The following is a 21667-nucleotide window of genomic DNA, read 5'->3' as shown; positions in this document are numbered from 1 at the left end:
ACGATTCACAGGATAGATGATTCATCCCCTGAATAGTTCAGGCCGTTTAACTTTTTTATTCACAACATTTATTATTCAATCCATGAGGAATTTAAAGTTAACATAATATACATGTTGAAGGCGTCGGGTAATGGCAACGACGATTTCAAATCTTTACTTTTTACGCCGACTTGCCGTTATCTCCAAGGATCACATCCGCTTGACGTTCAGCTATTTCGGCAGCCGTTGCTTGAGTACCCAGACCATTAAACAGCAAATTCATGAAAATGGCAGTAAAGCTACCTGCAATAATTCCGTTACCGAGCATAATCTGTGCCCAGTCCGGTGCACCAGCGAACAATTGAGGCACAACCGTTACACCCAGCCCCATGCCTACAGAGCAGGCGATGATGAACAGGTTCTCATGACGGTTCAGATCAACCTGGCTGCCCAGAATACGAATACCAGACGATACTACCATACCGAACAATGCAACCATGGCCCCGCCAAGAACAGAACCTGGAACAAGCTGTGCCAATGCAGCAATCTTCGGCACAAAGCCGATGACCACAAGCAATCCACCCGCTACAACGATAACATCGCGCGTTTTGACACGAGTCATCTGTACAAGCCCTACGTTTTGTGAATAGGTCGTGTACGGGAATGAGTTGAAAATACCACCCAGCACAATCGCCAAGCCTTCTGCACGGTAGCCACGGGCCAGATCTTTGGAAGACAGGTCTTTATCTAAAATTTTGCCAAGAGCCATAAATACACCAGTGGATTCAGCTACGCTGACAATCGCCACCAGAATCATGGTCAGAATCGGTACAATCTCAAACGTCGGTTTACCAAAGTAGAACGGCTGCACGACGTGGAACCAGCTCGCTTCGCGAATTGGCGCAAAGTTAACTTCACCCATAAGCCCTGCTGCCACTGTGCCCACGAGAAGGCCGATTAGCACCGAGATGGAACGAACGAATCCTGTCGTGAACCGTGTCATCAGAATGATGAACACCAATACGCCGAATCCGAGCAGAAGATGAACACTACTGCCAAAATCTTCTGCGCCCTGACTGCCGCCGAGATCGTTGAACGCAACCGGAATCAGAGTCAGACCAATAATGGTTACTACTGATCCGGTGACGACTGGCGGAAAGAGCCGAATCAATTTCCCAAAAATGCCCGAGAACAATACAACGAATATCCCTGACGCGATTATCGCACCATAAATGGCAGACACGCCGCTCTTCATCCCAATTAAAATCATCGGTGATACAGCCTGGAATGCACAGCCAAGCATGACGGGCAGACCCACTCCGAAGAAACGATTGCCCCATACCTGAAGCAGTGTTGCTACACCACAGGCGAGCAGGTCAATCGCAATCAGATAGGTTAACTGCTCTGTTGTAAAACCAAGGGCCTTGCTGACAATAATCGGTACAACGACAGCTCCTGCATACATCGCCAGCACGTGCTGGAGACCTAGCGAGAACGTTTTGATCGGATGCCGATGCCGCTGAAAAATACGTTCGCGTGCCATATTAGATCGTGACCTCCTCGTCCGCAAACGTAACTTTTCCGTCTGACAACGCCCCGATGCGAACCAGCGATTCCACACGATATCCTGCTTCCTTCAGCAAGCGGCCTCCTGGTTGGAACGCCTTTTCAATCACGATGCCAATACCAACCACTTCAGCACCTACTTGCTCCACAATGCGGGCCAGACCAAATGCTGCCTCGCCATTGGCTAGAAAGTCATCAATGATCAGTACACGGTCACCAGGCTGCATGAACTTCTTCGCAACTGTAATTTCATTGGTCTCCTGCTTCGTAAAGGAGTACACCTTCTCAACCAGAATGTCTTCCGTGAGTGTAAGTGACTTCTGCTTCCGTGCAAAAATAAGCGGAACGTTGAGTTCCAGCGCAGTCATGATACCTGGTGCGATCCCTGATGATTCAATCGTTAGTACACGTGTAATGCTCTCCCCTTCAAAACGGCGGATGAACTCCTTGCCCACTTCCTTCATCAGAACCGGGTCCATCTGGTGGTTCAGGAATGAATCCACTTTGAGTACCTGCTCGGACAGAACGATTCCTTCCTGTATTACCTTGTCTTTTAACAATTGCATCGTAATTCTTCCCCCTGTGCGCCCTCCCGTACAGAAGCCTGCATGACCTCGATCCCCTCTGTAAAAAAACAAAAAGCCCGCCTTTTTACACGCTGCGGAAGAACCGGAGACGGGAAAAGACGGACTTGTACTTATGTGGACAAGCCGCATGGATACTGCAGTGTAGTGTACTGGAAGAGCATGATAACAGGATAACTCAGAGCGAACCTCAAATCTCCCTATCCAAGAAGGGATATGAAGCTGCCTGAACATCCTTTTTCAGACACACGGCCCGAGAATCATCTCTCTCCATACCTTAAAAACGTTGCAGGATCTTTCCCGTAGTCCGATCATTCCGGTGATCGGGTAGAAACATGCAGGCCTATTCCTGCACATATACGAGTCGGCATATTTAATTTTTAAGCTCCATGATTCGGTACAATGTATGATCGCGAACCTGAATGTAAAAGTGTGAACGGAACTGATAATGTTAGAAGTATACCGAATCGGCGGCGTGAAATAAAGAAGTATTTTCATGGAAGTTGCGGAAACTTGTCTTAATTTGCATTAAAGGGATGATTGCTGCGGTTTTTTTATGTACAATATGAGAACGGAAGCGCGTGTCCGAACGGAGAATCGATGGAAACGCCGCCTGTATTATGAATTTATTTGGTAAAGGAGATTTGCAGACATGAAAGGCGTACTGAAGGAATTTAAAGAATTTGCTGTACGTGGCAACGTCATCGATCTGGCGGTCGGTGTCATTATCGGGGCTGCTTTTGGTAAAATTGTCACGTCCCTCGTGAATGACATTATCATGCCACCTGTAGGTAAACTGCTTGGAGGTATTGATTTCAGTCAGAAAATCATTAATCTGGATCGGGATATGAAAACAGCCAGTGGACAGGAGATCACAACACTCGCTCAAGCCAATGAGGCTGGCGCTACGGTGATTGCATATGGGCAGTTTATCAACGTTATGATTGATTTTCTCATCGTCGCTTTCTGTATTTTCATGCTGGTGAAGGGTATCAATTACATCAAAAGCAAAGAACACAAAAAGCCCGAGCCGCAAAAAACGACCAAGGCTTGCAAATACTGTCTGTCCGAAATTCCGGCTGCGGCTACTCGCTGTTCGCACTGTACTTCAGAGCTGGAAGCAGAAGGTAACGGCGCAACGGCTTAATTGTTTCCATGCTTGAAGCGCATCAGAATTCAAAGTGTAGCCCTAACTCTATATAGAGGACAGTAGAGGAACATTTTTATTATAATAAAGCTTTATGTAAAAAAACTCCTGCTTGATCTGTCTGTCATGCTTCTTCATCCGTGTTGTTGCCATCCCGCACGGGGCGGGTGGAATCAAATCGGCTCCCACATGAAAGGTCTCACCGTAAAGGTGGGGCCTTTCTTTATCTCACAAGCAGGGTATGTTGCTCTACTGTCATTATTATCCTTACACTCACCATGCTTACAAACTAGAATCGACGCGGCAACAAGTGTTCCAAAATCGACTTCAAATCCCGATCTTCCTTATAAACCTCTTCCCCGGTATCAAGCTCCGTTACCCGGATATAATCAAAATTCATCGACGCATCCACAGGTTTAAACAACAATTGGCTCTCGTCTTCCAGACGTACGTTGAATCCCATATCTTTGAACATCGTTGTTAGCTGGCTATTCGCCGGTTCCTGACCTTGACCTACCATAATCAATCCTCTAAGACTTTTACGTTCCTGAGGTTGCGGATAAATGACCTGAAAGTGTACAATGCATTCCATAAGATGGTTCCCCTTTCGTTTAAAACATACTTTGTGAAATTTTGAACTTTAAAACTTGCTATATAAGGAGATACGTATCATGACCCCAGAACGTTTCGATATTTACGACGATCAGCAAAATTGGATAGGTACAGAGCTGCGCAGCGTGGTCCATGCCAAAGGATTCTGGCACCGTTCATTCCACTGCTGGATCGTGCGGGACGAAGGTTCACAGCGGTTGGTTCTATTTCAGCGAAGACGGGATATCAAGGATACCTTCCCCGGATGTTACGACATTACAGCAGCAGGGCATCTCACAGCCGGCGAACAGCTGCATGAAGCCAGTCGTGAGCTTGAGGAAGAATTGGGCGTGCAAGCGCCTTTTGAAACGCTGACCTACCTGTTGACTGCAAGACAGCAACTTGAAGGGCAGGTTCTCGGTGTACCTTTTATCGATCGGGAATTCAGCTCTGTCTTTGGACTGTGCTTGAACCAGCATCTCGAAGCCTATACCTTGCAGGCAAGCGAAGTCGACAGCCTATACGAAGTGCCTTTGGATGACTTGATTGCCTTGTTCCGTGGTGAAACCCATGTGATTCAAGCCGCAGGAGTACAAGCCGTACAGTCAGCGTCCGACCAGACGGATCAGGCCAATAGTAACTCTGTTCCTCTTCACGTTCAAACACGTCACATGCGTGAAATTAGAGCAGCCGAGTTCGTGCCACACGGTACGGAATATTATACCGATGTACTTGAAGCGTTGTATCACTTGCCCAAAAACTAACCAATTTTGCCTATGATGAAGTTACGTTCATAGCTTCATTTTCTCAAAAATAGCATGAATTCATACCCTATTACATTAGCTCAACAGGGAACATTTGCTGTGATGAACATCACTGCTTCTGTTAACTAGCATGAAGAGGCGTCTGCCTCATGGCAACGCCTGCTTCCTTTAAGCACGTATTTTGGTGTTCATAAGATGTCTGCTCTATTCACATTGTAGCCGTAATTGCGGAACCCTCGAGCCTTTAATCAGACTTAATTCCCTCTGAAGGTACTGACCAATAACGTGCTGAGAGGTTTTGGTATCGAGGGCCGTATCGTGACTCCAGTTCCTCCCCCATGTCCTGCTCCAGTTCATACAACACCAATTCCTGAGCAAAATGATTCAGCAGCAGTCCGGTCATGACCGGATGTTCTGTCACCATCGCTTGAGTGGCGCAAGATTCTCCGCGCATCCCTAACATGCACCAACGACGATCTACCACTAAAGAGAACTTCCGGCCATTCCCTGTTCCGTATGAAGGCAAGCCTGGCCAAGGAGCGGGCTGATCCATAATACCCTCTCCACCATCACATGACCATAACAGGCGCACACCTCGGTCTTCGGCACGCTTCAAGTCGGCACGCAACAACTCCGCTTCCTCACGCCACACGTCCACCACAATCTCATGTTTGGCCTCAGCAAGTTCACGGCTTAGATTCTCAAATACATTTTTGTCGCCTTCAATGTTGTAAAAGACCGGCTTCTCCGGCTCATGCTGCGGCATACTGCTCTGCACATATTCAAGGGATGCACGCATCTGACCAGAGATCATGCTTGTCATCTCCTCAGGCTTCAAGACACTGTATTTCGCAGGTTCTCCTGCGCTGCAACGCAGGAATCCCCGCTGTTCCAGCCGTTGCAGGGTGGCATATACATTGGAACGGGACACACCTAGCCTTTTTGCAACCTCATATCCCGAGGCCGAGCCTTGGCGAGCGAGTTCCACCATAATTTTAGATTCCATCTCGGTAAACCCCAGATGACGCAAATGATGCAGCAGTTGGTCCATATTCCCGTCCCCCCATGCTGTAAGCAACCAGCGCTGCCTCACAATGATTCGGCAGCGCTTCTACTGCATCAGATCTGTTCTGCTCCGCAGCGTGGGCACCATTTCGAACCTTTGGGCAGCTCTGCTGCACAAATCTGACAATTCACCATTTCGCGTGGCACTTCGGTCTGTACGTCCACCGTGTTCACGATCGGATTATTTTCTTTCCAGTACCGAATGCGCTCATCCAGCTCCTGCTGGCGCTCGCGCTCCCGTTGCATTTCTTCATCCCGACGGCGTTCCCACTCGGCATCGAACGCTTCCTTTTCCTCTTGGGTAAACTCCGTACTGTTATATTCGGATTCGGTCTCCAGGTCCGCAATGGATGGAATTACCGTGTGATACGGCTCAGCTTCCTCCAGTTCCTCTTCAGCTGGCGCATCATAGAATGGTCCCTCCGGGCTTTGGGCCACAGCTGCTTCCTGTCTCGCAGGGTTTGTCGCCCCTACAGATGCTGCTGCGGGTTTGAATTCACCCAACTTGCGTCCGCATTTCGGACAGAAGTTGGCATCCAGTGAAGCGACGTGTCCACACTCGCATAAGCGCTCATTTTTGAGTTGTGCAATCTTGTTGCGCAGACCATCGATCTCATCCTGCAATTCATCGCACAGCCCCGATAGATCCACCATCTCTTTTTCGGCATGCGTCATGTCCTGTGCGCGATAACCTTCATAGAAGATACGACCCATATCTGTAAAATGGACTTCCTGTTCCTGTTGCAAGCCCACAATCTGATTATTTATTTTTCCGATTTCAACGGCGTGCTGGGCACGCTCTGTAGCTTTGTTTGCTCCGTTCTTAATTCGCTGAAGCAGTTTCATGACTTCTCCTCCTCTGTCCCGTCAGAGTTGAACCTTTTGATTCAACATCATTTGTTCCAAAACCCATTTTCATTTGATTTTTATAGTATATAACTTATACGATATCATGCCAAAAAGTTGCGAAATCTCGCGCGAATGCCCGTTTTCTGCCGATGCTGGATGAATTCGGGGGCTTTCGTCAGGACCATACGTTCGGGTATAATGAAGCTTTGGCCCTGCTGATCCGCCTACTTGGGCGGTTATCCCTATCATACCAATTTACAATGCGATTGTGAAAAGGGCAAATGAATTACTTTTAAGCCGGGATAGTCCTATCCCTGAATGCATATAGAGGTGGATGAATGATGTTAAGTCCGAACTCAACGTTTTACCCCCGTCCGCTTGGGGTTACCCCGGCGGCATCCCTGCCCCAGTCCCCTTCTGCTCCGCTGGAGACGAGTAGGCAACTCGTGAGCAGTGATGAACGGGATGCACCTTACTTCCGCTCTCTGGAGGAGGTAGGCATCCGACTGAACGGACCCCAAATCTCTGCGGTTCGCCATGGTAAGGGACCCTTGCTAACACTCGCTGGAGCTGGCTGCGGCAAAACAACCGTGCTGGCTGCACGAGCCGGCTACCTGATGGAGATCAGTGGTGCTCACGCTGGGAGTATCCTGCTGGTAACGTTCACGAACAAAGCGGCCACTGAGATGAAAGACCGTATTGCCGCGCTTCCTGGCATACGCCCCTCAGCCGCAAGGGCAGTGCAGGCCCGTACATTCCACTCCTTCGCGCTGACGTTACTGCGTCATTACGGCGTGCAGGAGGAGATCTTTGGTGAGTCCCGGGCCCAGCATACCGTACTCAAGATGCTTCTGCGCCAGAATGGCATGAGTGAGGCGTTTCAGCCTGAGAGTCTGCTGGCTATGCTGTCCGCTTGGAAAATGCAAGGCTCAGAAACGAGCGATCTTCCCGAAAAATCACAGGAGGAACGGGATGCCAAACGTGTTCTCCTTGGTTATGAAGCCTGGAAGCAGGATCGCAACAAAATGGATTTTGATGATATTTTGCTGCGAGCTGCCGCTCTGCTTCGTGATCCTGCTGTACTGGGGCCGCTCCAGCAGCGTTTTCAGTACATTATGGTCGATGAGTTCCAGGATACGAATAGTCTGCAATATGAAATTGTACAAAAACTGGCTGCCGCCCATCGCAACCTGATGGTTGTGGGAGACGATGACCAGACAATTTATACGTTTAATGGAGCACGGCAAGAATCCATTTTGGAATTCGATAAAGTTTACCCCGGTGCACGCATCGTGACGCTGGATATCAATTACCGCAGCGATGCACGTATTCTGGGACTGGGCAGCGAATTGGTCGCCCGGAACAAACGAAGACGTGACAAGCGGCTGCGCGCAGCCGGACATCGTGGAGATGCGCCTCGGTTCGCCACCCCTTCCAATACCGAGGAAGAAGCAGCCTGGGTTGTTAACCAGTTGTGTCAACAAGTCGAGGAAGGTCTGCATACGTATCGGGATATCGCGATCCTGCACCGGACAGCCAGCAGCAGTCGGGCTATATTTGAGCAGCTTGTGTTGAAAGATGTGCCGTTTGTACAACATGGTGCTTCCCCGGTCTTCTATGACCAGTCATTGATTCGACCGTTAATGGATCATATGCGCTTGTCCCTGAATCCACGTGCTGTAGATGCTCTGCCGAGTGCGCTGGGGCCTCTCTATGTTTCCCGTGATGCAGGATTGGAGTGGATTCAGCGCAGTGAAGAGCAGCAGGCGAAGAAATATCCGCTCATCCATCTGGCCAAATGGGACAAGCTGAAGCCTTTTCAGCAGGAACAGGTCAAGGAACGCATCAAGCTGATCAAATCACTGACGAAGCTGAAACCGGTGATCGCGATCCAAGAGATGCGCCGCCAGTTTTACGACAAGTATATGGAAAGCGGTGATCCAAGCATCTTTACCCATTACAAGGAAACGATGCTGGAGACACTAGACGAATTCGAAGCTGCGGCCAAAAAATTCGAAACCGTTGAAGAGTTCATCCAATTCGCCGATGAACTCACCCGCAGACACCGCGAGATGGAATCACTGCGCCGTTCACAGGACAGCGATGCAGTCCAACTGATGACGATTCACCGGGCCAAGGGACTTGAATTCCCATGTGTATACTGGATCGGCGCCAGCGAAGGAATCGTGCCTCACAGCACGGCACTGCGGCAGGATATCCCTGAAGACCAGAAGGCTGCTCTTACCGTACAGCAGACAGATGCCGAACTGGACATGGCTCTTGAAGAGGAGCGACGACTCGCCTATGTCGCAATCACACGAGCCAAACAGTACTTATATGTTACTTCTCCCGCCAGTCATCACGGAAAACCGGCGGACGTTTCCCGCTTTCTGCTGGAAGCCTTCGGCATGGAGGTACCGGACAAACGCAAAAAACGCGAGGATGGACCGACTAGCAATCACGCGTCATATGGCAATAGTAGCAGCAACTGGAAGGGTAACGGGATCACGAATGGTAAAGCTAACGGCAATGAGAGTAGAACTAGAAATGGAAATGCAGCATACGCCCACTCAGGTTCGCGGCCGCAGGGACGGGATGCAGTGAGTCCAGTTCAGCGTGGTTCAGATCTACGAAGTACAGATCAGCGCAGCGCGATCCGTCAAAGTGATCGGCGTGATTTTGAAGTACTCGATGAACGAGACGAGGATCGTCTCAGTGAGCGGCGCGGCAGCGGGGTGATTCGAAATCACACGGCGTTCAGTACCACGGGTGTGAATCAGGCAGCTTCGTCTTCCTCAAACAGTTCTGGGTCGCATTCCTCAGGAAATACAGAACGCACGGAGACCGTGGCAATCTGGAAGTGCAGCTCGTCCACCTGCAAAGCATGGCTGCGCCAGAAACCGGATGGTGCTTCTGCCAAGTCATCCAAAAAGGCGACCTCTGGTCCTCCGCCCTGTCCGCTATGTTCAGGCACTATGGAGGCCAGTACGCGTAAGGTTCCCGTGACTGGACGGTTCGGAAGGTGAACAATTGCCATTCGTTTCAGGACGCTTCCTGCTGTTTATTAACAGTAGAAGCGTCTTTTTTCCATTTTAGAATGGAGGTTGGATTATGCAGGACGGCAAAAAGCATTACTATGTATCGGTAACCCATAATCATATTGAACAGACCAAGAACGAATCAACACCGTTTGAAATCATGGTGGACGATGAACAGCTAAACCGGCTGAAAGACCTGATGAAAGTGCTGGAGGATGAAGATGCCTATACATTGCAGCGAGCTCCGGTACCCTACAAATCGGCGGATCATGACGAGGCCACAGAACAATTCTCAGATGGCATGACGTTGCTGTACACGTTTCTTTACGACCATGGCACTTCGGATACCCGGCAGGCGATTGAGAGCATGAATGTACTTTCACGGCTGCAAGATACGGATTATGATGATCCGGGGTATGAGAACTCACCACTGAATAAATGAACTCTTATCACAAAGACTTCCTCTCCGATGAATTCAGGTCAATGACCTGCTTCAGGAGTAACGGGAGTCTTTATTTTTTACAATTCGGCCCCAATAGTATCATTATTGATACTATAAACCAAAAATGATACTACTGTTCATTTCGGATATTATACTATATATTTATATATAACTTATTTCTGCGAGGAGGATAACTATAGCGATGGGAAATCCAATCATGATGAAAGCGTTCGGATATTACGAGCCTGGGCTAGAGACCGACATACCACCATTTCAGGAGGTAGAAGTTGAGAAACCAAAACCTACAGGAAAGGATTTACTCGTTGAGGTGAAGGCGGTATCTGTCAATCCGACGGATTGGAGATCGCATCTTTCCAAACATCCGGACGATTTATCCCTGACCGTGCCTGGTCGTGATGTAGCGGGCGTAGTAGTGGACATCGGCTCCGATTGCAATTTGTTCAACGTTGGTGACGAAGTGTATTATGCGGGGAGCAATATGCGTCCAGGCGGACACAGTGAGTTTCATTTAGTGGATGAACGAATTGTCGGCAGAAAGCCGAAAAATCTGGATTTCGCCCAGGCGGCAGCTTTACCTCTGACAAGCCTTACGGCAGGAGAAGCTTTTTATGAACGCTTGGGCATTTCCAGAAATGCATCGGATAATGAGGGTAACAGTATGCTTATTATCGGGGCAGCGGGAGGCGTCGGATCGATCGCTACTCAATTAGCCAAGTTGGCTGGACTTAAAGTTATAGCAACTGCCTCTCGTCCCGAATCAGTCTCTTGGGTAAAATCAAACGGAGCAGACCACGTGATCAACCATCATCAACCATTTAGACCACAACTTAAAGATCTCGGACTCTCTGGTGTACAATATATTTTCGTGCTAAATCATATAGATGAGCATATGGATGAGATGGCAGAAGTTATTTTGCCGCAAGGGAAAATTTGTTCTATTCTGCCATTTGAGAAACCAGCCGAACTTCAAAAGTTATTCTCAAAAAGCGTAACGCTTGTTTGGGAAATGATGTTCACCCGCCCAATGTTCCAGACAGATGATATGATTGAACAACATCTTCTACTTAATGATATCGCAGATCTGGTGGATGCTGGCAAGATTCATACAACGATGGCAGAGCGGATTGAACCGATTAATGCCGCTAACCTGCTGGAAGCCTACCGAAAGAGCAAATCGGGCACTACAATTGGTAAAATCGTGTTGGAAGGGTTTGAAAAGTAACATACATCCGTTTTGTCTGATCACGATCAATGAATCAACCAAAGGGTGTTGTCTCTCCATTGATAAGATGGAGAAACAACACCCTTTAATACCACGTTATATTCAATCTCTATATCAGTCCAGACGAATCTCCTGACCTTTTTCGGCTGACTCGTAGATTCCGCACAGCATCCTTGTCGAAGCCACACCATCCGCAATGGGACTGATGGGTTCGGTACCATTCAGACAACAATCCACAAAGTGATCAATCTGATTCTGGAAGGCACCGTGAATATCGAGACCTTTATAGTCTGTCTGGGGTTCAATGTTCAGGATCGTATTGTGTTTCTCGGTGACGATTAGCATCCCCGGCTCCAGCTCAAACCCACCACGCTCGCCGTACAATCTGACTGAAGATTCTTCCCCACGGGCATGCAGGGTAAAGCTCACATCTACCGCCAAAGAAGCCTCGTTCTCGAAGCGAATCAGTGCGTTCGCCATATCCTCCACATTGTTGACAGCGGAACTGTAATCTGCGGCTTTGTAAAAAGAAAGATGCTCGATATGTGCACGATTGCCCAGTTTTCGATACGTATTGCCACTCACCGAAACAGGTTTCGGTTTGCCCATCAGATACCAGCATTGGTCGATAATATGTACGCCAAGATCAATGAGCGGGCCACCGCCGGAACGGTTTTTGTCCGCAAACCAGCCTCCGGGATTTCCCAAGCGACGCAGGATAGAAGCTTTGGCATAATACAATTCACCAAACTCACCCGCATCAATGAAACTACGCATCATCTGCATATTGTTATCATAACGACGCACAAATCCCACGACAAAAGTACATCCGCTTTTCTTCACAGCCTCTTCAATCCGCAGCGCATCTTCCACATTGGTTGCTACCGGTTTTTCCAGCAGCACATGTTTACCTGCCTCCAGGGCAGCGATCGCAAATTCAGCATGCGTATTATTCCACGTACAGATACTAACAGCATCCACATGCGGATCCTTCAGCATCTCGCGATAATCTGTGTACACGGATTGTGCATCATACTTCTCAGCAGCCGCGGCTGCACGCTGTTCGTTCAAGTCACAGATGGCGTAAATGACTGCATCCTCGTTCTTGGCATAACACCTCATATGAAGATCCGAGATGGAGCCTGTGCCGATCATGCCGATATGCAGCATTTTGCTTGTGCTCATCTTCTTCCTCCCTTCCTTTTCCAGAACTTGAATATCGTCTAGTCTGCCCGGAGCATGCCTTTGTAAATCCCTGGTGTTGAATTTTCGATCTTCACGGCCCCCAGGGTCTGAGCATAGAAATCCACGGGTCCTGCCGATCCTATAATTGCGTAAGCGTAACCATTTGTCTTCATGGCGTGCATACAGGCCAGCAGCAGCGCTGTACCGACACCTTTGCCCCGTGCCTCCTGACCAACACCTGTTGGACCAAAGAAATTACGACACGTTGCTTCATAACAAGCGAAACCGATCATTTTCCCATGCTCAAGCGCAATATAACAAGTCACGGGTTGACGTGCAAAAGCTACATCACATTCATCCACCCAGGGCTGGCTAAAATGGGATCTCACCCAATCCAGCACAACCTGCTTCTCTGGTGCGATGGCTCTTCGGATGACAATGGAGGACTCCTCCAACTTTTTCAGTCCACTCTCTTGCTCTGGCAAATGGTAAAGCGCAACCAACATATCACTCATATGATTGCCCCCCTCCTCATATTTGGACGCTCCACAACCCCATGTAATCCAATGTTAATTCAAAGTCTGAATCACACGTTTTCCACTCATTGATCCTTAACCGCATCCCGCTTCTTATAACCGGCAATATCGTCTGTTTTTCAAATAATAGACTAACATGCTGCTCACATTAATTACCTCAAAGTGCAACACTGGACGAAGTTGTCCCGTCTATAAGGTTGGAACGTGGCCTTAATAGGAGTTTACCGCGTCATAACCAAGATGAGAAGGGATGAAATCAACAATGAACAACAACATGAAAAAAGTTAGCGCCCTGATGGTCCTGTCCTTAGCCCTGGGCGGGGGAGCCGCATACGCAGCAAACCTGGACAGCATTCAGCCCATCAATTCAACTTCCGTATCAGCCGACAGCAAAGGAACTGAAGCCGTAAAAGTATCTGTGAACGGTGCACCGATGACTGATGGTTATTGGAACAAGGATGGTCAAGAACCCATGATCGCGCTGCGTGATCTCACAGAAGCACTTGGCATTGAACTGAAATGGAACAAGGAAAACAAATCTGCTGAGCTGACAAAAGGCACCCTCTGGACAATCGTCACCACAGGCAAAGACCAGTATTCAGTCAATAAAATGCTGCTTAAGCTGGGAACAGCGCCTGAAATCACAAATGGCACACTGTTTGTACCCGCTTCTTTTGCAGATAAAGTACTGCACGCACAAGTGAATACAACAGGTAACCAAGTAACCATCTCCAGTGAAGAGGAAGTGAAAACCGTTACTGAGCGTGGGGTCATTACGGGAATTAACAGTGAAGGCAAGTATCAATCCATCCATATCGGCGGTGCAGGTACAGATGGTATCGTACTTAATGTTGGTGAGGATACCACTTTCAAATCCGCGGATGGCAAGGATATCAAGCTTACTGATCTGACCCTTGGCATGAACGTGGAAGCTGAGCATTCAGAGATTGCAACCCTCAGTTTACCGCCGCAAACACCTACTTACAAAGTCACTGTACTGGATACTGCTACTTCGGAATCCGAAGCACAACCAAAAGAAGTTCTGGGTACAGCAGGCACGATTGAAAATGTAAAAACAACAGAAGATAATGGTACTCAGATCGAGATCTCCGGCTCCCGTCTGACAGAGACAGCACCTGATCATGTTATTCTTAACATTAGCAAAGATACAGAACTGGTGAATCATCAAGGGGAAACCATCAAACCAGAGGAATTGACCAAAGGGGCCAAAGTGATTGGTTTCTATAGCCCGGTCCTGACTCGCAGCCTGCCGCCAATCGGAACGGCTTGGAAAGTAGTAATCGAAACACCAGCCGATCAACCTGAAGCGAAATAAGCTGCCAGAAAAGAAGGCTAGCCTAATTTATGCGTAGAGCACAGTAGAGCTAGATCACACTATATCAATGCAGAAATAACCTTATCCCACACTTCCTCCTTCATGGAGGTTGGGGTAAGGTTATTTCTCTATACTACATTTTGTATATATGTATGTAATAGCTCTATTCCGTTATTTCGGCATCAACTTCAGCTTGTGCTTCAACAATCGCTTCTGCCTCAATCTCCACCATCAGCAAAGGATCAATGAGTCCACTAACCTCCACCATCGTGGCGACAGGCTGGATCTGACCAAAAAATTCACCATGAGCCTTGCCCACTTCTTCCCACCGGGAAATGTCGGTTACAAACATGCGGGTTCTCACGACATGAGACATGTCTGCTCCCAATTCTTTCAGTGCATTTTCAATGGTCTGCAAAATAAATCTCGTCTGTGCATATGGATCACCTGCTCCAACCACAACACCGTCCTGCATGGCCGTAGTACCCGCAACCTCAATCCGGTTGCCAACACGAATGGCACGGCAATATCCCACAAGCGGCTCCCATGGAGAACCGGTAAACACCTGCTGTCTGTTCATTCTGCTTTCCCTCGCTTTAAATGTGATTTGAAATCCCGATTAAACATGAATTATATCAGTCTGCCGACCTGCTGAACAAGCAAATAAAATAGGATATAAGCTGAATTTAGCTCAAACCAAAAAGCCCCTGAGTGATCTCCCGTGCCTTGGACAAGGGGAGAATCATTCAGGGGTCTATGAAATTGAGATCCTAGTCCTCAATCAAAAGATGAAGCACCAGGCTTACAGCTTGATATTAGCCTCATCAAAGTATTCTTCAAGTGTCAGTCCACTTTTCACAACATCAGGAGCCAGATCAGTGCCGACATAGCGAATATGCCATGGCTCGTACACATAGCCGGTTATCCCTTCCTCACCTTTTGGATAACGGATGATGAACCCATATTCTGCTGCATGCTCAGCCAACCACTGGCCTTCTTTCGATGTGCCAAACACCTCTTCTATGGCATTGCCTACACTTGGACTGGAAACGTCAATCGCTAGTCCGGTCTGATGTTCGCTGTGGCCTGGCACAGAGCTTACACGATCCGTGTATTCTTTACCTTTGGTTTTGACATTGTTGTTATAGATCGAAACCTGACGCTCATAAGAACGATATCCAGATACCGCACGAAGTTCAATGTCGTCCGCTTTGGCCCCTGCAAACAGCTTCTCCAACGCCTCGGCAGCTTCCTTGCGCATATGGCGCTTTTCATGCGGCCCGTCGAAGGAGAACGGCACGTTAGGCTCAACCAGATCATCCGGCTCGTATCCTTCTGGCAAGCTGCGCTGTTTGTTAACGATCACTGTCATCGCTTCTGAATTGGTCACTACCGCTTGTGCATCAATGGTCGTTTGCAGCGCGCTAATGCTGCGTTTCTCCATCAGGGGATCCTCTGCTGTGGCTCCATTGCCTGCGTCAGAAGAACCCTCTCCCCCAGTTGAAGCATCGCCGGAACCACTATCCGTACCTTCATTGTTATTGTCCGAAGATGAGCTGTCATCCCCACCTGTGTCATTGCCATCCTTGCCAGTATCCTCAGTCAAATGAACCGTGGTACCGTCCGACTCTTGCTGTGCGCTTCCTGCTGCGTTCAGATTCTGGTTCTCCTCCGAGCCCGAGCCGTCCTGGCAAGCGGATAACAAAGCTCCGCATATCATAAGTGAGGACAGCATAACCGCAACTTGGCGCTGTCGTCCTGTACGTAATTTCATGTAAAAACTCCTATCGCATATTGTAATAATGATTGCAGTATTCGTGCATGTGGGCTTGTATTCCCCTGCGACAGTATACCTTAAATTGCAGCGAAGCTCCACCGGTAAAGACCTCCCTGAGAGGAGGTCACCCTAAAAATATGCCGGGTGTACAGCTTGTACGGTCGTTTTTTGGACTTTTAGAGCCCTATCCCAAGGTTCAACGCCATAGAAGCGAATTAGAAATGTATATATCCATTTTGGATAAAAAGGATTACGCCGATGCACATCACAAACAAGCGGGGGATGATCTGAGATCTCCCCCACTCCGAATGGTGCATCATTTGGTTGCTGGGCTGTCCTTCTTCTTCTTTTGGACAGCCTCCCACATCCGCGCAGCTACGCGCTCGCGGATCAATGCTAGCCCTGCGGTGGCAGGCACTCCTGGCAGCAACGCCGCCAGTTCCGGCGTTGCCGGGGGCTTCCCCGGCTGCACCAGCCGCACCTTCACGGCGCCGAAACCAGGCCCCGGCTGGTGCATGGCGCCGTCCGCGGCTGCCTCGGCGATCCATTCGCCGACGGCTGCGCCGCCTTCGCCGCCCCGCGCCTGCGGGCGGCCGGCCGTTTCGGCTGCGCGGCCGGGGCCGCTGGGATCATGGGCGAGTTCTTCCGCCCATGATCCCAGCACGCCGGCGAGCAACGCTTCGCGCGGCAAGCCGGCGTGCGCCAGCTGCAGCAGCGGCTCGGCCGCGAAGCGCGTTGCAACGGCGCGCTCAGCGGCCGCGGCATGCGCGCAGCCCGTGCGGCCGCAAGTGCACGTCGCTGCGCCGCCAGCGCTAAGCGAGCCGCCAGCGGCTGTGCCCAGCTCAGCCTCGCTTGGCGCAGCGGGCAGCAGCCCGGCGAGCTCCGCCGGGGCAGGGCCGCCGCGCAGCAGCGCGTACAGCGCCAGCGGACGCTTGCGCAGCTGTGCCAGCACAGCCTCGCGTTCAGCTTCACTGAGCTGATGCAGCGTGCCTGTTACTGTGAACAAGCCTTCGTCTGATTCGGTCTTGCCTGCGGCGGCTAATGCCTCTTTGCTTGCATCAACCGCCGCACTTACTTCTGCTGTCCATCCACCGGGGGACATATGCAGCTCTACATTCCATTTTTCGCTCACAACAATCCCCCTTCCTATCATTACACTCTGCATGTATGTGAGTGTGTATCTATATATGTTTAACTAAACATTTACACAATAACGGAGAGGACAGAAATAGCCTGAAGAAGCAAAGCGTTCGCCTTTATCCCCGGATTTCCCCTTTTATAAAGGAATTAAAGAAATCTGGGGATAACAGCGATCGGAAGGTTGTTCTGTCATCGGAGTGCCAGTGTAAATATTCATTAGTTGAACTTATATAGCAACCTACAGCCATGTCTCGCCCTGAAGCGAGATCAGACCGCGCAGCTCATCATCCGACATCTCGGTCAACCAGTTCTCACCGGAACCGACCACCTGCTCAGAAAGAGCCTTTTTACTCTCAATCAGCTCATCAATCCGTTCCTCCAGGGTACCCTGACAGATCAACTTATGCACCTGTACGTTTCGATTCTGCCCAATTCGGAATACCCGGTCTGTCGCCTGATTCTCCACCGCAGGATTCCACCAGCGATCGTAGTGAACGACATGACTGGCACGCGTCAGATTCAGGCCTACACCCCCGGCACGAAGAGACAGGACAAACAAGGATGGGCCCTCCCCTTTTTGGAAGGTTTCCACCATATCATCCCTTTGCGACTTCGAAACGCCGCCATGCAGGAAATACGGTTCTTCCTCATACCGCTGTGTAAGCCGGGATACGAGCAGTTCCCCCATCGCCACATACTGAGTGAAAATCAGCGCAGATTCCCCGTTGTCACGGATCGCATCCACCAATTCCAGAAGACGTTCCATTTTGCCGGATGCCTCAGCCTTGCCATGTTCCTTCCGGCTGCTGTCCGCCAGCACCGGATGATCACAGATTTGCTTCAGCTTGGTCAGGGATGACAACACAATTCCCTTACGGGCGATACCGTTTCGTCCATCCAATCCGCCCATCAGATCATCCACCACCCGCTGATACAGAACGGTCTGCTCTGGTGTCAGGGAACAATAGGATTTCAGTTCCAGCTTCTCCGGTAGATCTTTGCGGATATCCGGATCACTTTTCAGCCTGCGCAGCATAAAGGGCGATACAAGCCGATGAAGTTCACGCAAAGAAGCTGCATTTTCTTCGGATGGGCCCAGTCCGGTATAGCGCTGGCGGAATGAAGAAGCCGTACCCAGATACCCCGGATTGAGGAATTGAAAAATGGACCACAGTTCGCTTAGTCGATTCTCCACTGGCGTACCCGTCATCGCAATGCGATGCGGCGTAGACAGACGCATGACGCTTTGCGCTTGCTTTGTACGGTAATTTTTAATATATTGCGCCTCATCCAGCACAACGGTAGACCAGTGCAACGAAGCCAGATCCGGGCCATCCCGACCAGCCAGATGATAGGTCGTCAGCACAATATCATGGGACTGCGCTTCTGCCTGGAAGGCATTGCCGTGCAACCGTTGTCCGCCATGGTGAATATATAACGACAGATTCGGGGCAAACCGCTTCAGCTCACGCTGCCAGTTCCCAAGCAACGAGGTAGGGCACACAATAAGTGAAGGCAGATGCGCATCATGCACGTGCGGCTGTTCAACGTTCGCGGACTCTTTTTCCATCCCCATAAACGCTTCGTGCTCACGTGCTTCCTCAGCCGCGGCTTGCTGTTCCTCATGTTTCAAGTCCAGCAGGCAGGTAATAACCTGAATCGTTTTCCCCAGTCCCATATCATCGGCAAGACATACTCCGAACCCAAGCTCACGCATGGCGGATAACCATTGGTACCCGCGCTCTTGATAGGGTCTCAACTCGCCATGCAGCTCTGCCGGAACCTGCCGAGGCTCAATACTGCGGAGCACCTGTCCGTCGAGCAAAAAGGACAGCAGCCCCTCGGATTCCGCACCAAAGACGGAAAGCCCCTTCCATGCGGTATCTTCGCCTTCTTCCGCTGCCAGATGCAGCCATTCGGAGAGTGGCATATATTGTTCTTCTTCTTTTTTCATATAACGCAGAACCTGACGAATCTCTTTTGTATCCACTTCAATCCATTCGCCGCGGAACATCACATAAGGCACCGTTGCTTCCGCAAGGGCAGCCAGTTCCTCCGCCGTAACAGGTTTGCCGTCCAGCATCGGTTCTGCCTTGAAGGCAACCAGCTGCTCCATGCCCAGTGCTGACGGGGCCCCGAGCGGTCTTTCTATTCCACGATTGAGCATTTGCAGACGTAGTCCAGCGCGGCGTTTCCCTGCACGGCTCCAGCGGGAAGGCATTAACACGGTTACTCCCGCCTTCTGTAGACGAGGCACAGCATAGGTCAAAAATTCAAAAAAGGCTTGCTGTTCCAGCTTCATTCCTTCCGGTCGTGCATGAAGAAGCGCCGTTTCCAGCTCCGGTGCCAGTTCTGATGCATGCCCCAGCGCCATCAGGAGCTGTTCTGCAGCTGAAATATAACGTACTTTGCCACGGTCCAGATCTCGTTCGGGATGCGCCCAGATCGTGCGTGCAGGCAATCTCAGGCCAGATTCCTGCACACTGTCTGCCCAGAAGGTAATTCCCCACAATGATTCATGATCACCAAGGGGCGGTTCCAGCCGCAGTACCAGCTTCAGCTCACCTTCCGTGGGAGCCGTATCTTCACTGCCTACCACGGGTCTCGCTGTACCGCCAGCTTCTTGCAGCGTTCCAATGAGTTCTGCCATTTCCTCCGTAGGTCCCTGCACCGTCACCGGGCGGAACATCGAGATCAGACTATTCCACCACAGCTCTGCTACCGGTGAGGACCCACGCCGGAATGGCGTGCGGTAACGAGACAGTTCACTATCCATACTTTCCATCTCACCCGTGACAACCGCATGAACCATTCCGCTCATAAATGAAAATAATACGGCCGCTCCCGCTTCCTCCCGTGATTCCGGTTCAGAAGATGCGTATGCTCCGGGAGCAGACAATCCGATCGGCGGCATAGATTCCGCCAACTCCCGGAATCGTTCTACATCCGCTTCCTGCAACAGACGTGGACGCCATACACCTGTCAACGTTTCCTGTCCGGTGCGACGACGCGCCCCCGTCTTGGCCGCAAACTCAGCGGACGGAGCAAATTCTCCGCGCAGCAGCAGTTCCTGTGTAAACTGTGCTGCTTTTACCCAGTAGCGAATCTCTTCTCCGGCCTGAATTCCTGCCGCATTCAATATACTGTCGTCCCAATGGAGCAGCAGCTTGAATGTATCTTTGGGCGAGATTGCGAGCCCTTCCAACGTCCGTCCGAGCAATTGACGTCGCTTCGTACCCTTCGCTTCCGCGGCATTACGCATCGGATTGGGCCAACGAAGCTCCGCAAGACGCAGAGCGGCAGGCTGAAACAGACGACCCCCGTCGCCAAAATTCAGCTTCCGTACCACGTGGCTCCACGCATCCACACGTGGTTCCGATGTTTCACCGGAAAAACAAAAAAATACGTCACCAAGCCATACTCCATACAGCGATTGCATCATTACAGTCTCCCGTCATCCCTTCGCATTGTTACTCTCCATCATATACGAAAATGCTCGGATTTAAAAACTTTTACGCATAAAAAGTGCTACATTACTTCGAAAAACCATCTTCAAACCACTTCATACTATATTAAGTATGCCTGTTAAAAGGTGAAACACACCGCGTCATTGCATTCAAGGATAAGGTGATCACACTAAAAAATGCCCCTCATCCCCACAAAGGGGTAAGGAGCATTATCATAATCAAGCGGATATGTGCTTTGTATATAACATTTCAGAGTGCGTTTACTGCGATTTGGTTAAATTACCGAGCAAAACATCCAAATTAAGAATGCCGGCCTCATGATCGTCATTGTGTGCGATTTCCTTGAATATTCCCGTTGTGTAACGACGATATTCTTCCGTAGGCTCTTCAAACCGATCATACATTACCACGGAATCCACGGAATCGACGACGAGCGGTACATAGTCGTCGTGGTAAGGCACGACGATGATACGAGTGGAAGGTGTAGTCTCCTCGTCAGTCATGCCGAGCAGGACGCGTACACTCACAACAGAGACCACTTTGCCGTACAAGGGCGTGAAACCCTTGATCTCAGGACTGCCAAAAGGAACGGTGGTTACAGGGAGCATTTTGATAATTTCATGAACTTCATCAATACGAAGCGCACAAATCTGATTGCCGACCGAGAAATTAATGTATTGAATTTGAACTTCCTCATCCATAGATGTTTTCATACCCTTCTTGTTTTCAGTTTCAATAGAAGCTTTTTATAGTCATCTTGATCATGAATAATTACATTTCATGTTGCATTCTCTGTGTTTATATCGGTTGAAGCGAGAAAAATTTTTACCCATATCTTAATATGTAGATTTCTATCGTCAGAAATAAAGGCAGCAGAGAAGATAAAAAAGAAAAATGCAAACTGAGCCCCGAGTAAACTGGAGTTTTGTTTGCATTTTCTGAACGTATTTTTCAACTC

The 21667-nt window shown here is 49.7% G+C and carries 18 protein-coding genes and 1 riboswitch; of the genes, 6 read left to right on the top strand and 12 right to left on the bottom strand.

The window, feature by feature from the left end; genetic code table 11:
* Positions 1-160 precede the first annotated feature (160 nt).
* Together AC3ITG_RS02895 and AC3ITG_RS02890 are read right to left on the bottom strand one after the other, a co-directional pair.
* Entirely contained in the window at positions 161-1522 is a 1362-nt protein-coding gene (locus AC3ITG_RS02895; protein ID WP_489252743.1) for a nucleobase:cation symporter-2 family protein, read from the bottom strand.
* A gap of 1 nt (position 1523) precedes the next feature.
* Positions 1524-2111, bottom strand: coding sequence for a xanthine phosphoribosyltransferase (locus AC3ITG_RS02890; RefSeq protein ID WP_489252742.1), 588 nt, complete (start codon positions 2109-2111; stop codon positions 1524-1526).
* Positions 2112-2412: 301 nt separating this feature from the next.
* A riboswitch (purine riboswitch) is annotated at positions 2413-2512 on the bottom strand.
* 269 nt (positions 2513-2781) lie between these two features.
* Here AC3ITG_RS02890 and mscL point away from each other — a divergent pair.
* Positions 2782-3276 (top strand): large conductance mechanosensitive channel protein MscL, encoded by a 495-nt coding sequence (gene mscL / locus AC3ITG_RS02885; protein ID WP_063567891.1) that lies wholly within the window; start codon positions 2782-2784, stop codon positions 3274-3276.
* Positions 3277-3565: 289 nt separating this feature from the next.
* On the opposite strand, the gene AC3ITG_RS02880 is transcribed toward mscL, so the two are convergent.
* Complete coding sequence (locus tag AC3ITG_RS02880; RefSeq protein WP_063567890.1) at positions 3566-3868, bottom strand: hypothetical protein; 303 nt, start codon at positions 3866-3868, stop codon at positions 3566-3568.
* Between the two features lie 79 nt (positions 3869-3947).
* Between AC3ITG_RS02880 and AC3ITG_RS02875 the strand changes: the two genes are divergently transcribed.
* Positions 3948-4631, top strand: coding sequence for an NUDIX hydrolase (locus tag AC3ITG_RS02875; RefSeq protein WP_489252741.1), 684 nt, complete (start codon positions 3948-3950; stop codon positions 4629-4631).
* Between the two features lie 244 nt (positions 4632-4875).
* On the opposite strand, the gene AC3ITG_RS02870 is transcribed toward AC3ITG_RS02875, so the two are convergent.
* On the bottom strand, positions 4876-5682 hold the full coding sequence (locus tag AC3ITG_RS02870; protein WP_489252740.1) for a TrmB family transcriptional regulator: 807 nt from the start codon (positions 5680-5682) through the stop codon (positions 4876-4878).
* Between the two features lie 68 nt (positions 5683-5750).
* Entirely contained in the window at positions 5751-6542 is a 792-nt protein-coding gene (locus tag AC3ITG_RS02865; protein WP_489252739.1) for a zinc ribbon domain-containing protein, read from the bottom strand.
* Between the two features lie 344 nt (positions 6543-6886).
* Between AC3ITG_RS02865 and AC3ITG_RS02860 the strand changes: the two genes are divergently transcribed.
* The 3 genes from AC3ITG_RS02860 to AC3ITG_RS02850 all read left to right on the top strand — a co-directional run bounded on the left by AC3ITG_RS02860 (position 6887) and on the right by AC3ITG_RS02850 (position 11268).
* Positions 6887-9571: a UvrD-helicase domain-containing protein gene (locus AC3ITG_RS02860; protein ID WP_489254399.1), complete on the top strand. Its 2685-nt coding sequence runs from the start codon at positions 6887-6889 to the stop codon at positions 9569-9571.
* 85 nt (positions 9572-9656) lie between these two features.
* The gene (locus AC3ITG_RS02855; RefSeq protein ID WP_413374950.1) at positions 9657-10025 is read left to right on the top strand and encodes a hypothetical protein; all 369 of its coding nucleotides are present in this window, start codon (positions 9657-9659) and stop codon (positions 10023-10025) included.
* A 202-nt stretch (positions 10026-10227) separates the two neighbouring features.
* Positions 10228-11268: a zinc-binding alcohol dehydrogenase family protein gene (locus AC3ITG_RS02850; RefSeq protein WP_489252738.1), complete on the top strand. Its 1041-nt coding sequence runs from the start codon at positions 10228-10230 to the stop codon at positions 11266-11268.
* 114 nt (positions 11269-11382) lie between these two features.
* Here AC3ITG_RS02850 and AC3ITG_RS02845 read toward each other — a convergent pair whose 3' ends face one another.
* Both AC3ITG_RS02845 and AC3ITG_RS02840 read right to left on the bottom strand, forming a co-directional pair.
* A complete protein-coding gene (locus tag AC3ITG_RS02845) occupies positions 11383-12453 on the bottom strand; it encodes a Gfo/Idh/MocA family protein (protein WP_489252737.1) in 1071 nt (356 codons plus the stop codon).
* Positions 12454-12491: 38 nt separating this feature from the next.
* A complete protein-coding gene (locus AC3ITG_RS02840) occupies positions 12492-12968 on the bottom strand; it encodes a GNAT family N-acetyltransferase (RefSeq protein WP_489252736.1) in 477 nt (158 codons plus the stop codon).
* A gap of 283 nt (positions 12969-13251) precedes the next feature.
* On the opposite strand from AC3ITG_RS02840, the gene AC3ITG_RS02835 reads away from it, so the two are divergent.
* Entirely contained in the window at positions 13252-14325 is a 1074-nt protein-coding gene (locus AC3ITG_RS02835) for a copper amine oxidase N-terminal domain-containing protein (RefSeq protein ID WP_489252735.1), read from the top strand.
* A 163-nt stretch (positions 14326-14488) separates the two neighbouring features.
* On the opposite strand, the gene AC3ITG_RS02830 is transcribed toward AC3ITG_RS02835, so the two are convergent.
* From AC3ITG_RS02830 to AC3ITG_RS02810, 5 genes are all read right to left on the bottom strand, one after another.
* Positions 14489-14905 carry a RidA family protein gene (locus tag AC3ITG_RS02830; protein ID WP_489252734.1) on the bottom strand — a complete coding sequence of 139 codons (417 nt, stop codon included), beginning with the start codon at positions 14903-14905 and terminating at the stop codon, positions 14489-14491.
* 222 nt (positions 14906-15127) lie between these two features.
* Positions 15128-16099 (bottom strand): M15 family metallopeptidase, encoded by a 972-nt coding sequence (locus tag AC3ITG_RS02825; protein WP_413374938.1) that lies wholly within the window; start codon positions 16097-16099, stop codon positions 15128-15130.
* 319 nt (positions 16100-16418) lie between these two features.
* Positions 16419-17234, bottom strand: a complete 816-nt coding sequence (locus AC3ITG_RS02820; protein WP_489252733.1) for a hypothetical protein — start codon at positions 17232-17234, stop codon at positions 16419-16421.
* A gap of 246 nt (positions 17235-17480) precedes the next feature.
* Positions 17481-20684 (bottom strand): DEAD/DEAH box helicase, encoded by a 3204-nt coding sequence (locus tag AC3ITG_RS02815; RefSeq protein WP_489252732.1) that lies wholly within the window; start codon positions 20682-20684, stop codon positions 17481-17483.
* 285 nt (positions 20685-20969) lie between these two features.
* Positions 20970-21422, bottom strand: a complete 453-nt coding sequence (locus tag AC3ITG_RS02810; RefSeq protein ID WP_489252731.1) for a chemotaxis protein CheW — start codon at positions 21420-21422, stop codon at positions 20970-20972.
* Between the last annotated feature and the right edge of the window lie 245 nt (positions 21423-21667).

The organism is Paenibacillus sp. GL_099_B, assembly GCF_057835695.1.
Note: the sequence above shows the minus strand (reverse complement) of the source record. Positions and strands in the feature narration are given on the sequence as shown.